Genomic DNA, 13,378 nt, shown 5'->3' on the forward strand with positions numbered 1-13,378 from the left:
CCTCGGCCTCCCCCTCCTCCCACCCGTACGACTGGCAGATCACGCGGGACCTCGGCGTCTTCCTCGACCGTGCCGGTGCCTTCCTGGCTTCCGAACCCGCGCTGCACACCGTGCAGTTGACGGTCACCGACGCACTGCGTACGCGGGGAATGCGGGTGTACAGCGAAGAGGCGCCGTACTTCGCGTGGCTCACGGACCCGGAGGGCGCCGTACGCGCGACTGCCCTGCGGACACCGCCGAACCCACTGAACCTCACCGCCGCAGCCCCCGAGCCCGCCGAAGCGCTCGCCGGGCGGCTCGCGGAGAGGGGCGAGGTGCTGCCGGGGGTGATGGGCCCGAGTCGGGCGGCCGCGGAGTTCGCGGCGGCGTGGGGGCGTCGTACGGGCGCCGTGGCCCGGCTCGCGACGCGGCAGCGGTTGTACCGGCTCGGGGCGCTCACGGTGCCCGAGCCCGCCCCGCCCGGCAAGGCGCGGCTCGCGGGCGGGGGCGACCACGAGCTGCTCGTCCGGTGGTACGGCGAGTTCTGCGCGGACCGCGGCGCACCGCAGCGGGATCCGGACGCGTGGGTCGCGGCGCGGCTCGCGTACGGCGGGCTCATGGTGTGGGAGCTGCCGGACGGTACGCCCGTCGCCATGGCGGGAGCCATGCCCGAGGTGGCCGGGCAGGTGCGCGTGGCGCCTGTCTACACCCCGGCCGCGCTGCGCGGACGCGGGTACGCGGGTGCGGTCACGGCTGAGGTCAGCCGTGCCGCGCTCGCCAAGGGCGCCGACGAGGTGCTGCTCTTCACCGACCTGTCCAACCCCACCAGCAACGGGCTCTACCAGCGCATCGGCTACCGCCCGGTCCAGGACTTCGCCACCCGCGAGTTCACGGCCCCGGCCCGCCTCACGGCCACAGCAGCTCCCTGACCCAGCCGCCCTCCTCGTCGCGCCGGTAGTCGAGCCGTACGTGCCGCCGCCGTGCGTCGCCCTGGAAGAACTCCACCTCGTCCGGTGCGAGCACGTACACCGTCCACGACGGCACCGACGCGTCCGGCTCGCGTTGCGCCCGCTCCCATGCGGCCTCCGAGGCCCGCTCCAACTCCTCGTAGCCAGGGAGTACTTCGCTCTGGTGCCCCACGAGGGCGGCGGCCAGCGCCCCCGTGGAACGGGCGTGCAGATCGGCGTCCGCCACCTCGGCGGGGGCGACCGTCACCCGGCCGCGTACCCGCACCTGGCGGCCCAGGGTCGGCCAGTAGAAGCCGAGCGCCGCGTACGGCCGGGCGGCCAGGTGCCGGCCCTTCCGGCTGCCCGCGTGCGAGGCGAAGTGCCAGCCGTGCTCGTCCGCGCCGTGCAGCATGACCGTCCGTACGTCCGGCGCGCCCTCCGCGTCCGCCGTGGCGAGCGACATCGTGTGCGGCTCCGGCTGCCCCGCCGCCACCGCCTCCGCGAACCACGTGGTGAACAGGGGCAGTGGTTCGGCGGGGGCGGTGGCCGGGTCGAAGGAGCGCAGTTCGGTGACCTCCGGGGCCCACACCCGCAGCGACCTCAGCAGCTCGTCAAGATCCGTTCCCATGCCCCGATTGTCACCGGCTCAGGGCCTCACAGGGAACCCAGGTCGGACGAGACCCACTTCTCCGGCCGCATGTGGATCAGCACCTGCTCGCCGTGGCTCTTCCAGGCGACGTCCACGTATGCGTCCACCTTCCCGGCCGGGAGGTAGCGGGCGGAGATCTCGCGGAGTCTCTCGATGGTGGCGGGGGCCGTGTCGATCACCGGCCCCTCGACCGACACGTACCGGATGGTGGGTTCGACCCGGTCGACCATCAGGGAGAACCGGCCCGCGGCCTCGATCAGCTTGTTCTTGCGGCTGTCGAGCCCGGTCATGATCCAGATGTCGCCGCCGGGGGCGTACTGGTACCAGATCGGTACGGTGAGCGGGGCGCGACCCGGCCCCCCGTCCACGGCGAACGCCGCGATGTGCGGCTCGGCCAGGAACTGCTCTCGCTCTTCGTGGGTCAGTGCCATGTCGGTCTCCTCCAATGGGTGGGGCACGGACGCCGTCGTTCGTGCTTCGGCGACGGCGACGGCGACGGCGACGGCTGCGGCTGCGGCATCGGCTTCTGCTTCCGCTTCTGGTTCTGCTTCCACTTCGGCTTCTGCTTTGGCTTCTTCTGCCTGTTTTGTTGCTCCTGTCTCTCCTGCCTTTCCATCAGACGACCCTGGGTCTCCGGGTATTCCGACGCGCGACCGCATGGCCCGAATCACCCGGGTGACCGACAGAGTTGCGCCATCCCCCGTCAACCCGGTCTTCAGCGAACCGTCGGCAGCCAGTACGTTGACCTCGCAGTCGGAGGGGGTCCAGCGGACCGCTCCGTGGAACAGATCGAGCGGAAGGCAGGACACCTGTGAGCAAGACCGAACCGGCCCGGTTCAAGTCGAGCTGCAGCGCCGACGAAGGCGGCGCCTGCCCCGGAGCCTCCCTCACCGCCGTCCGTTGAGACGCGCAACGGGCGCCGCCCTCACCGCCACAGCCCTCCTCCTCGCCCTCACCGCATGCGCCGGCGTCGGCGACAAGGAGCCCTGGATCTCCGCGCCCGAGGTCTTCTACCTGCGCCCCCAGGGCGACAAGTCCGGCCCTCACGACAAGCAGCCCTTCCGCCTTCGGGCGGAGGACACCAAGGCACCCACCAGGAACGGTGAGCGCGACCACCGGCTCACCGCGGACGTGCGCGGCTCCGAGGACGTCATACGGCTCAAGACCGTCGGCCTGCGCAAGAGCGGGGCCCGGTGCGCGGGCGACACCGTGCGCGTGACCTGCGAGGTCGACGGTACGTACAGCAACTGGGAGGACCTCGATCGCGTCTTCCCCGTGCCCGCGAAGGGCGCCGAACCCGGGGACGAGGGCGTCGTGCGGTTCACGTACACCACCAAGGACGGCGAGAGGGTGACCGCCAAAACCCGGGTGGTCGTCGGCGAGCCGGTGGTCGAGGTGCTCGCGATCAAGCCGTTCGAGGACGTCCGTCCCGGCTCCGGGATCACCGCGCCCGTCGTCGTCCGCAACACCGGGGAGGTACCCGTCGACGGCCTCGGCCTCAAACTCATCGACGGAGACCTGGACTTCACGCAGCGGTACGCGAACTGCCGTTACCCGGAGCCTCAGCGGGGCCACATGGCGATCTGCCGGTTCCCGGACCTGCGGATCGGACCCGGGGAGACGGTCGTGTTCCGGCCCGCCGTGCGGCTGCGCGCCTCCGAGACGACGATGTACGGCTCCTTCGGGCAGGACGCGTGGGCGCTGGACATGGGCCCGGGACACTACGGTGTCGCACCCGAGGGCGGCGACCCCGGTGACGGCCCGGCCCTCGAAGCCGAGCGCGTGGACGGCGCGGACGCGAAGGGCACGTCCGCGGACGCAAAGGGCACGGCCGCGGACACGAAGGGTACGGCCGCGGACACGAAGGGTACGTTCGTCAAGGGCGGCGCCCGCACCGACGTCACCCTCGACACCCACGCCGACTACGAGATCTCCGACGTCGACCTGAAGGGTGCCCCCGGCACCGAGAGCAAGGTCCGCCTCACCGTCCGCAACAACGGTCCCGGCGACCCCGGCCCGGCCGCGGAGCTGGTGTTCAGCCCTCCGTTCGGCGTGACCGTACTGAAGCAGCCCATGTCCGCGATCGACGACGGCGTCTACGAGCCCTACTGCGAGAGCAACGGCTTCGCGTACACCTGCGACATCCGCCGGCTGGAGCCGGGCGACTCCCGCACCTTCGAGTTCACCCTGCGCCTCGGCGAACCAGGGGAGGGCTCGGCGACCATTCTGGACAGGGGCGACACCGATCGCCGCGACCCGAACCCCGCCAACGACGAGGCCGCGATAAGGGTCCAGCCGTAGGCGACGTAGGCGACGTGGGCCGGGGCCTGGCTACCACAGCTGCCGCAGGTGGTCCCGCAGTTCGCGTGCGACCTGGGCCATGAGGGCCTCGGCTCCGGGCTGGCTGCCGGCCGGGACGAGTGATTCCGTGAGGGCGGCGATGGCGTAGGCCTGGCCGTCGGTGTGTTCGACGACGCCGATCTCGTGGCGGAGGTTCAGGAGCGTGCCGGTCTTGGAGGACCAGGTGGTGGCGTCGGAGGTGAAGTCCGGGGCGAGCCGGTGCCGGAGCACGTTGTGGGCCATGAGGTCACGCACGCGTTCGGCCACCTCGGGATGGATCTTCGACGGTGTCCACAGGGCCTGGAGCAGTTCGACCCACGCGCGTGCGCTGCCGGTGTTGGCGCGGGTGGTGTCGAGTTGGGGCACCCGGTGGCCGCGGCCGCTGGTGCCGGCGTCGATGGCGAGGGAGTGGGCGAGGTGGACCTCGGTGGCGTCGAGGCGTTCGACGGGGGTGTCCATCAGCTCGTTCATCGTGTGCCGGACGGCGATGTCGCGCAGCCCGAGCTCGTGGAGGATCTCGGCGACCCGGGCGGGCGGGGTGAGGCCGAACAGGGCGTCGGCGGCATGGCTGTCGCTCAGGCAGGTGCTCAGGTAGAGCAGGTCGTCGACCGCGATCCGTGCGGGGTGGCGGAAGCGGCTCAGCCCGATGGGGCCGGCTGTGGTGATCCGCCCGGGCGGCACGTCGAGGGCCGTCGCTCCGTCGAGTTCGCCCCGCCGGATGCGTTCGAGCGTCGCCATCGCGAGGGGGACCTTGACCAGCGACGCGGACGGCAGCCGGGTGTCCGGCTCGATCCCCAGTTCATCTCCCGTGTGCAGATCCCGCACGAGCAGGCAGCCGTGCAGGCCGCCGTCGCGCAGTTGCCCGCGCAGGTCGTGCAGTAACGCCTCGGTGCTCAAGTCCCTGCCCCTCCTGAGGTTTCCGCGCCCAGACAGCGGGCGACGGCGTCGCCCAGGCGCGCTTCGACGATCTGCGGATTGCCGTCGCCGGCGGCGGCGAGGACGAAGCCCCGGCAGAGCGTGATCTCGCCGACGGGCCGCCAGGTCAGGGCGAGTTCCTCGGCCTGGGCGGGGGAGCACAGCAACAGGTCGCGTGAGCAAAAGACTTCCGCCGCAGCGGTCGTCAGGTCGGGCGCGGCGACGAGCTGTGCGGGTCGCAGGCCGACGGCGTCGCGTAGTCGTGCCAGGGGGTCGCGGATGTGCGGCACATCGTCCTCGGGCTGGATCCAGACGCGGCGGGCGGGGCCGGAGGAGGCTCGTCCGACCCGCAGTGTGTCGAGGTAGACGCGGTTCACGCCCGGATGCTGGGCTCCGGCAAGCCCGAGCGGCACGGACCACCTCGCGTCGTCGGGCTCCACCGCGAGCAGGGCGGCCCGCACCTGCTGAGCGTGGAGGAGCTCCCTGCGCTGCGCCGGTCCCGCGACGCGGAGATCGAGGGTGACGCCGTGCCCGCGTGCCTCGGCGACGAGGCGGGCGAGACCGGCCGTGGAGCAGATGCCGGGCACCGCGAGCCGCCATGGCTTGCGTTTGGCGGCCTCCGCCTCGTGCAGCAGTACGTCGGCCGCCTGCACGAGCTGTCTGGCCGTCGGCAGCATCTCCCGGCCGAAGGGGGTGAGGACGGCCCGCCGTGACGTGCGCTCGAACAACGGCTCGCCGAAGCGTTCCTCCAGCGCGGCGACGCGACGGCTGGCCACGGACTGCGACATCCGGGCGGCGGCCGCACCCACGGTGAAACTGCCGTGCTCGCTGACGCTGACGAACGCACGACACGCTCCGACCAGGTCCACAGCCGGAACCTTATGCCAAAGCCATGGCCCACCCACGGCCCCATCCACGGCCAGACGCATGGCCCGACCTCTATGCCGAATCGGCATGGAACGGCGCGTTCGCGTATTGGACCGCATGGCTGCCCGGCGGTGAGGGTGATCCCCGGATCGATCCCTCGCCCCAAGTCACGACCACCCAGGAGGTTGGACCATGCGCACCACACGCCACACACCTGCCCGCCTCACTTCTGCCCGCCTCACTTCTGGCCGCCTCACTTCTGCCCGCCTCACTTCTGCCCGTCGCGCCCTGCGCGGCGCGCTCGCCGTGCTTGCTCTCCTCGTCCCGCTCGCCGCCTGCGGCCAGGACGGTTCCACGGCCTCGTCGACCTCGCAGACCTCTTCGGCCTTGCCGTCCCGGTCCGCCGTGACGACGGTCCCGGTCGCGGCAACGGCCCCGTTCACCGGCGAGTTGAAGGAACTGGAGCGTGAGTACGACGCCCGGCTCGGCGTCTACGCGATCGACACCGGTACCGGACGCGAGGTGGCCTACCGGGACGGCGAGCGCTTCGGCTACCACTCCACGTTCAAGGCGCTCGAAGCCGGCGCCGTCCTGCGGAAGTACTCCCTGAGCGGCATGAACAGGGTGGTCAGGTACTCCGAGGACGACCTGATCGCCAACTCCCCGATCACCGAGAAGCACGTCGAGACCGGGATGACGCTGAGCGAGCTGTGCGACGCCGCCGTCCGGTACAGCGACAACGCCGCGGCGAACCTGCTGTACGAGGAGCTCGGCGGCCCCAAGGCTCTCGAAGCGGAACTCAGGAAGCTGGGCGACAAGGTCACCTCGATGGATCGCATCGAGCCCCACCTGAGCAACTGGGTGCCGGGCGAGACACGGGACACGACCACCCCGCGGGCCGTCGCCAAGGACCTGCGCGCGTACGTTCTCGGAGACGTCCTTGGCAAGCGGGAGCGTGACCGGCTCACGACGTGGCTGAAGACCAACACCACCGGGGACGAGGTCATCCGGGCCGGGGTGCCCGAGGGCTGGGTGGTCGGCGACAAGACCGGGTCCGGCAGCTACTACGGCGCCCGTAACGACATCGCCGTCGTGTGGCCCCCCGACTCCGCCCCCATCGTCATGGCGATCCTGACGAACCGCGGCAAGGAGGACGACACCCACGACAACAAGCTGATCGCGGAGGCGGCTTCAGTGGTCGCCGACACCCTGTCCTAGCGGACTCGGCGGCGGACTCGGCGGCGGACTCGGTTCGTGGCCCCCGCGGCGGGCTCGACGGCGGACCTGCCTGTGCGGATCCGGGCGCCCTCATCCCCGTCCGAGCACCACCGTCCCCGACGAGCAGAACCAGCCGCCCGTCCCGGACGCGACAGCCAGCCGGGGCGTGCCGCCGTCCGCCGCGTGGACCTGCCGTCCCTCGCCCGCCTCGCCGCGCAACTGCCGTACGGCCTCCACGAGCAGGAACAGCCCCCGCATCCCCGGGTGCTGGGCCGACAGGCCACCCCCGTCGGTGTTCACCGGCAGGTCGCCGGTCAGCGTCAGCCGCCCCTTCTCCACGAACGCCCCGCCCTCGCCCTTCCCGCAGAAGCCGAGGTCCTCCAGTGTCACCAGCGTCATGTACGTGAAGGCGTCGTAGATTTCGGCGAAGTCGATCTCCTGGGGGCGCACCCCCGCCCGCTCGAAGGCGAGGCGCCCGCTCACCGCTGCCGGGGAGACCGTGAAGTCGGGCCACTCGGACATGGTGGTGTGCGAGACGTGCTCCCCGGTGCCGAGGATCCACACCGGGGCCGAGCGGCTGTCTTGTACGTACTCCTCGGCCGCCAGCAGCACCGCCGCCCCGCCGTCGGACCGTATGCAGCAGTGCAGCTTGGTGAAGGGGTCCGCGATCATCGGGCCGGACAGGACGTCGTCGGCCGTGATCGGTTCGCGGAACATGGCCTCGGGGTTGGGCCCGGCGTTCGCGCGGGCCTGGACGGCGACGGAGGCGAGCTGCTCCAGCGTGGTGCCGTACTGGTGCATGTGGCGGCGGGCGGCCATGGCGTACTTGGCGATGAGCGTGTGACCGTAGGGGACCTCGAACTGGAGGGGGCCGCCGGCTCCGAAGGACAGGTTGCCCGTTCGCCGCCCCGCCTTGATGTCCGCGCGGGCCGTCGAGCCGTATACGAGCAGCACCGCGTTCGCGTGGCCCGCCGCGATCGCGTCCGCCGCGTGGGCCGCCATGACCTCCCAGGTGGAGCCGCCCACGGAGGTGGAGTCCATCCACGTCGGCCGCAGCCCCAGGTACTCGGCGACCTCCGCGGGGGCCAGTGTGCCCAGCCCCGCCGACGCGAAGCCGTCGACGACCTCACGCCCGAGCCCGGAGTCGGCCAGGGCCCGGCGGGCGGCCTGGGCGTGCAGGGCGTACGGCGTCGCGTCGTCCACGCGGCCGCAGTCGGAGAGGGAGACGCCGACGATCGCGACCCTTCGACCGGTCACAGCAGCAGTCATGAATCTGACGGTACATCAGATGGAGCGGATCGGGAGAGGGGAGTGCCGGGGCTGTGCAGCCGGGCACCCTGGGCCTAATATGACGGACCGTCAGATCCTCAGTGAGGAAGAGGGGGACCCGCCCATGGACGCCCGCTTCACCGCCGAACAGGAAGAGATCCGGCGCACGGTACGGGAGGTGCTCCTGAAGCGCTGCGGCCCGGAGGAGGTGCGCGCGGCCGTACGGACCGACGGCGGGTACGACAGCGGGCTGTGGACCACCTTCGCCGACCAGCTGGGGCTGCCCGGACTGGCCCTCCCCGAGGAGTACGGCGGGATCGGGTGCTCGGCGACGGAACTGGCACTGGCAGGAGAGGAGCTGGGCCGCGCGCTGGTCCCGAGCCCGTTCCTTGCGACCTGCGTTGTGGTCGCCCCGCTGCTTCTCGCCCTCGGCACGCAGGAGCAGCGTGCCGACCTGCTGCCGCGCCTGGCCGGTGGCAGGGCGACCGCTGCCCTGGCCGTACCGGGCCCGTGTCTCGGGGACGTCCTCGGGCTGACCGGCGACAACGGCGGGGACTGGGCCGGTGGCGGGCGCGCGGGTGGAGTGCAGGCGAGGCGCGCCGACGGCGGGTGGCGGCTGTACGGGCAGGTGGAGCAGGTGCTCGACGGGCACAGCGCGGAGCTGCTGGTGGTGGCCGCGCACACCGGAGGGTACGCGCGCTCGCGCACGCTGCTGTTCGCCGTACGGGCCCCGGCGGAGGGCCTGACGTGCGTACGGCAGACGTCCCTCGACGAGACGCGACCGCGGTCCCGCCTCGAACTACGCAATGTGGCAGCGGAGTTGCTCGGCACCGGGGAGGAGACGGGCGACGCACTTGAGGCGCTGGCCGGCACAGGGGACGCCGTCGCCGCCGTCCTGGCCGCCGAGGCCGTGGGCGCGGCCGGCCGGGCCCTGGAGCGGACGGTCGCCTACGTACGGCAGAGGGAGCAGTTCGGACGGCCGATCGGGTCCTTCCAGGCGGTGAAGCACCGACTGGCGGACGTGTACGTACGGGTGCAGGCGGCGCGATCGGCGGCGTACTACGCGGCCTGGGCGACGGCTCATAAGCCCAGCACGACCCGTACGCCCGGCACGACCCGTACGCCCGGCACGACCCATACACCCGGCACGACCCGTACGCCCGGCACAACCCATACCGCCGACCCGGCCGACCCGGCCCGCACATCCCCCACCGTCCCTGGGGAGCGGGTGGGCGGGCTCGCGCTGGCCCAGGCGCTGGAGGCGCTGCGGGTGGCGGCGGCCGAGGGGATCCAGTTGCACGGGGGTATCGGGTTCACCTGGGAAGACGATGCGCACCTGTACTTCAAGCGAGCCGCCGGGGACGAGCTGCTCTTCGGCCCGGTGCACCGGCTGCGCGCGCACGCGGCCGACGCGGCCCGGCTCTTCGAGGACGGGGAGGTGGCGGTCTGATGGCGGCCGCGAGGAAAGGGAACGGTCTGGGCCTCCGGCTGGTGCAGTGGATGTCGTCCACGCGGACGTTCGCGCGGATCGCGCCGCACGTCATCCCCGCGCTCGACCGCACGGCCCACCGGCTGACCCACGGAAAGGTGCTGCTCAGCGCACGGATGCTGCCCGGTGCGATCCTGACGGCCACCGGGGCGAGGAGCGGACAGCCGCGCCGTACGCCACTGGCCTGCATGCCGGAGTCCGTGTCCGGCGGGCTGCCCGCGAGCTGGCTCCTCATAGGCTCCAACTTCGGCCGCACCAGCCACCCCGCCTGGACCGCCAACCTCCTCGCCCACCCCGACGCCGAGATCAACTGGAAGGGCGAGGACATCCCGGTCAGGGCGCGGCTGCTGGAGGAGGAGGAGCGGGCGGTCGCGTGGCAGGCGCTGCTGGCGTTCTGGCCGCCGTACGCGACGTACCAGGGGAGGGTGGAGCGGGAGATCCGGGTGTTCCGGCTCGTACGGCGCTGACCGGTGTCGATCGGCGCTGACCGGCGCCGACCGTCGACGTGAACGCCTGGTCCGGGTGTGAACGCCTGGTGGTGAGGGAGCGACGGGCCGCACAAAGCCGACAGGCGGCAGCCTCCCGGGGGCCGGGTCGACTGCCGCCTGTTTGACAGGACTTGGAAGAGAATCTTTCGAAATCTGTCGCTACTTGGTCGGCTTCCTGCCCGTGATGCCGAGGTGCACCAACAGGGCCAGATTCGGCTTCAGTTCGGCCTGTTTGACGCCCCAGCTCTGGAAGCCCTTCTGGTGCGAGGCCACGGCGGCGAGCATGGCGACGATTGAACCGGCGATCGCCGCCGGGTTCACGTCCTTGTCGACCCTGCCCCTCGACTGGAGCTCGGCGACCGCGTCCGCGAGGGAGTTGTTCACGGAGTTGAGGATCTTCATGCGGATCTTGTAGAAGCGTTTGTCGCCCTCGGCCGCGCCCAGGTCGACGACGCGCAGGATCGCGTCGTTCCTGCGCCAGAAGTCCAGGAAGCCGTCGACGAGCTCCTGCGCGGTCTGCCAGCCGGCCTTGCCGGCCCAGGACCGTCCTTCGAGCAACTCGGTCAACTCGGCGCCCTCGGTGGCCATTTGATCAGCGATTTCGAGGACGGCGCCTTCGACGTCCGGGAAGTACTGATAGAAGGTCGCGGGTGAAGTCCCCGCCCTCCGGGCGACATCGATGACCTTGACGTCCCGGTACGGGGAGGAGCTGAGCATCTCGCTGAGGCAGTCGAGCAGCTTCTGCCGGGTCGCCTGCCCACGTCGGCCGGCCACGCGGCCGTCGACGGTACGCACTTGTCCTGTCATGCCGTCAGCTTACCGAGGGGTGATGGGAGCGCGATTCGGCCGACTGCAAATGGGGCGTACGTCTTTCACCAAGGGGTTCGTGGGACGGGGTCCGGCGTGAATGGCGAGTTTCTTTCGCCCCCGCCGCCCCTACCCATTCTGCGGCGTTTGAGGAGCGGGGGTCCGGGGGCCGACCCACGGAAACAGGGTCCGAGGCGGCGGAGGCGGCACCGCCCCAGTCGGCCTACCCGTACCGCGCGCCCCGCCCCAAAGCCCGTTACGTTGGCCGTATGGCCGATCAAGCGTCACATGTCGGACCGTACCCGGAGGGCGTCCCCTGCTGGGTGGACGCGCAGTTGCCCGACCTGGAGGCGGGCAAGCGGTTCTACGGCGGCCTCTTCGGGTGGACGTTCGGGGAGGGGTACGGCACCTCGGTGTGGGCGTACAAGGAGGGGGAGCCCGTCGCCGCCCTCGCGCCCAAGGTGAACGGCCGTATGCCGACCGTCTGGACCCTCCACTTCGCGACCCCCGACGCCACCGCCCTGGCCGAGCGGATCGAGACCCACGGCGGCCGGCTCATCACCACCCCCACCCGCCTCGGCCCTCTCGGCGCCACGGCCCTCGCCACCGACCCGGAAAGCGCCGTCTTCGGGATCTGGCAACCCGGCACCCACCAGGGCTTCGGCCGCCGCCACGAACCCGGCACCTTCGCCTGGGCCGAGTTGTACGCGCGGGACACCAAGGTCGCCAACGACTTCTACGGCGCCCTCTTCCACGACGCCCTCTTCGGCCCCGGCGCCTCCCCCGACTTCGGCCGCGCCGACCTCGCGGAGGTCTTCCCGGCCGAGATGCCGCCCCACTTCCTCGTCCACTTCGGTGTGACGGACGCCGAGGAAGCGCTCGGTACGGTGCAGCGGCTGGGCGGACGCGTGCAGGTCCCGCCGTTCGACGCCTCGTACGGGCGTGTGGCGGTGGTCACGGACGACCAGGGGGCGTCGTTCGCGCTGCTTCAGCGCTGAAGGGGGCGCGCACCGGCATGCACCACACTCACGCACCGCCGGCGCACACCACCGGAACCTGCCAGCAGTACGCACCACCAGAGACATGTCACCCAGACATGTCACCCTTGACTACGACCACCACTGATACCGGCCCTTCCAACCGCCAATATCAGCCACGCCCAGCCACCTTCGATGCTTTCTGAACTCTCAAGAACCCCCAGAAGTCACCAGAACCCGTCCCACGATCCGGGCGGCGGCTTCCCCTGAGGGTGTATCCCGTGGTTTTGTCCTGAGACACCCCGATCCGTCGCCGGGTTCGCAACCGGTGGCGCGGGCAGGAAGAATCGGGGGGCGTGCCGCCGCGGCGGTGCCGTGGTGAGACGCTGCACGGGGTCGTGTTCATTCGAGGGTGACGCGGCCCGTACGGGGAGGTGGCAGGGCAAGTGGTGGATCAGCTGACGCAGCACGATCCGCGGCGGATCGGGCCGTTCGAGGTGCTGGGACGGCTGGGTGCCGGCGGCATGGGGCTGGTCTATCTCGCGCGGTCGGCGTCGGGCCGTCGAGTGGCGATCAAGACCGTCAGAACGGAGCTCGCCGAGGACCAGTTGTTCCGGGTCCGTTTCACGCGCGAGGTCGAGGCGGCGCGGGCCGTCTCCGGCTTCTACACGGCGGCCGTGGTCGACGCGGACCCGCGCGCGGCCGTGCCGTGGCTCGCGACCGCGTACGTGCCCGCGCCCTCGCTGGAAGAGATAGTGACCGACTGCGGGCCGCTCCCGGCCCAGGCGGTGCGCTGGTTCGCGGCGGGGGTCGCGGAGGCCCTCCAGTCGATCCACGGGGCCGGGCTCGTCCACCGGGACCTGAAGCCCTCCAACGTGCTCGTGGTCGAGGACGGGCCGAGAGTGATCGACTTCGGTATCGCCTCCGGTGTGTCCAACACCCGGCTGACCATGACCAACGTCGCCGTCGGCACACCCGCCTACATGTCGCCCGAACAGGCCAAGGACTCACGGAGCGTGACCGGCGCGAGCGATGTGTTCTCGCTCGGTTCGATGCTCGTCTTCGCGGCGACCGGGCATGCGCCCTTCCATGGCGCGAATCCCGTCGAGACCGTGTTCATGCTGCTCAGGGAGGGACCGGACCTCTCCGGGCTGCCCGATGAGCTGCGGCCGCTGATCGAGTCCTGTATGCAGATGGACCCGACCGCGCGCCCCAACCCGGCCGACCTCCAGGCCCAGCTGGCGCCCCACCTCTTCGGCTCCGGCTCCGACGACAGCGGCACGGCCTCCGCGTGGCTGCCCGAGAAGGCGGTCTCCCTCATCGAGTCACGCCGTGGCGGCCGCTCGGTGACGCATCCGGGAACCAACGCGGCTGTCGGAGGCGGCAGCGGGGGCGGTGGCCGTGTCGGCGGAGCCGGGCCCGCCCCTCCTGTC

Annotated in this window: 13 protein-coding genes; 7 read left to right on the plus strand and 6 right to left on the minus strand. The window is 71.5% G+C overall.

Annotation, left to right across the window (positions count from 1 at the left end):
- Positions 1-38 precede the first annotated feature (38 nt).
- Positions 39-908 carry a GNAT family N-acetyltransferase gene (locus tag FPZ41_RS39220; RefSeq protein WP_322621304.1) on the plus strand — a complete coding sequence of 290 codons (870 nt, stop codon included), beginning with the start codon at positions 39-41 and terminating at the stop codon, positions 906-908.
- Here the strand turns inward: FPZ41_RS39220 and FPZ41_RS39225 are convergent.
- Together FPZ41_RS39225 and FPZ41_RS39230 are read right to left on the minus strand one after the other, a co-directional pair.
- Entirely contained in the window at positions 886-1,554 is a 669-nt protein-coding gene (locus FPZ41_RS39225) for a pyridoxine/pyridoxamine 5'-phosphate oxidase (RefSeq protein WP_152868676.1), read from the minus strand. The genes FPZ41_RS39220 and FPZ41_RS39225 overlap by 23 nt on opposite strands.
- A gap of 26 nt (positions 1,555-1,580) precedes the next feature.
- A complete protein-coding gene (locus FPZ41_RS39230) occupies positions 1,581-2,006 on the minus strand; it encodes a pyridoxamine 5'-phosphate oxidase family protein (protein WP_152868678.1) in 426 nt (141 codons plus the stop codon).
- A 469-nt stretch (positions 2,007-2,475) separates the two neighbouring features.
- On the opposite strand from FPZ41_RS39230, the gene FPZ41_RS39235 reads away from it, so the two are divergent.
- A complete protein-coding gene (locus FPZ41_RS39235) occupies positions 2,476-3,876 on the plus strand; it encodes a DUF11 domain-containing protein (protein WP_228023293.1) in 1,401 nt (466 codons plus the stop codon).
- Between the two features lie 30 nt (positions 3,877-3,906).
- On the opposite strand, the gene FPZ41_RS39240 is transcribed toward FPZ41_RS39235, so the two are convergent.
- Positions 3,907-4,812: a serine hydrolase gene (locus FPZ41_RS39240; RefSeq protein WP_152868680.1), complete on the minus strand. Its 906-nt coding sequence runs from the start codon at positions 4,810-4,812 to the stop codon at positions 3,907-3,909.
- Positions 4,809-5,699, minus strand: a complete 891-nt coding sequence (locus FPZ41_RS39245) for a LysR family transcriptional regulator (RefSeq protein WP_322621302.1) — start codon at positions 5,697-5,699, stop codon at positions 4,809-4,811. The genes FPZ41_RS39240 and FPZ41_RS39245 overlap by 4 nt, the downstream gene beginning before the upstream one ends.
- Positions 5,700-5,889: 190 nt before the next feature.
- On the opposite strand from FPZ41_RS39245, the gene bla reads away from it, so the two are divergent.
- Positions 5,890-6,915 carry a class A beta-lactamase gene (gene bla / locus FPZ41_RS39250; RefSeq protein WP_152868684.1) on the plus strand — a complete coding sequence of 342 codons (1,026 nt, stop codon included), beginning with the start codon at positions 5,890-5,892 and terminating at the stop codon, positions 6,913-6,915.
- 90 nt (positions 6,916-7,005) lie between these two features.
- Here bla and FPZ41_RS39255 read toward each other — a convergent pair whose 3' ends face one another.
- Positions 7,006-8,184 (minus strand): thiolase C-terminal domain-containing protein, encoded by a 1,179-nt coding sequence (locus FPZ41_RS39255; RefSeq protein WP_152868686.1) that lies wholly within the window; start codon positions 8,182-8,184, stop codon positions 7,006-7,008.
- A gap of 124 nt (positions 8,185-8,308) precedes the next feature.
- On the opposite strand from FPZ41_RS39255, the gene FPZ41_RS39260 reads away from it, so the two are divergent.
- Positions 8,309-9,634 (plus strand): acyl-CoA dehydrogenase family protein, encoded by a 1,326-nt coding sequence (locus FPZ41_RS39260; RefSeq protein WP_152868697.1) that lies wholly within the window; start codon positions 8,309-8,311, stop codon positions 9,632-9,634.
- The gene (locus tag FPZ41_RS39265) at positions 9,634-10,140 is read left to right on the plus strand and encodes a nitroreductase family deazaflavin-dependent oxidoreductase (protein WP_152868688.1); all 507 of its coding nucleotides are present in this window, start codon (positions 9,634-9,636) and stop codon (positions 10,138-10,140) included. The genes FPZ41_RS39260 and FPZ41_RS39265 overlap by 1 nt, the downstream gene beginning before the upstream one ends.
- Positions 10,141-10,320: 180 nt before the next feature.
- Here FPZ41_RS39265 and FPZ41_RS39270 read toward each other — a convergent pair whose 3' ends face one another.
- Positions 10,321-10,956, minus strand: coding sequence for a TetR family transcriptional regulator (locus tag FPZ41_RS39270; RefSeq protein ID WP_322621305.1), 636 nt, complete (start codon positions 10,954-10,956; stop codon positions 10,321-10,323).
- 281 nt (positions 10,957-11,237) lie between these two features.
- Here FPZ41_RS39270 and FPZ41_RS39275 point away from each other — a divergent pair, with 281 nt between their 5' ends.
- Entirely contained in the window at positions 11,238-11,966 is a 729-nt protein-coding gene (locus tag FPZ41_RS39275; protein ID WP_152868692.1) for a VOC family protein, read from the plus strand.
- A gap of 425 nt (positions 11,967-12,391) precedes the next feature.
- On the plus strand, positions 12,392-13,378 hold a 987-nt coding region (locus FPZ41_RS39280), incomplete at its 3' end, for a serine/threonine-protein kinase (protein ID WP_322621303.1).

The organism is Streptomyces acidicola, assembly GCF_009377235.1.
GTDB classification, from domain to species: Bacteria; Actinomycetota; Actinomycetes; order Streptomycetales; family Streptomycetaceae; genus Streptomyces; species Streptomyces acidicola.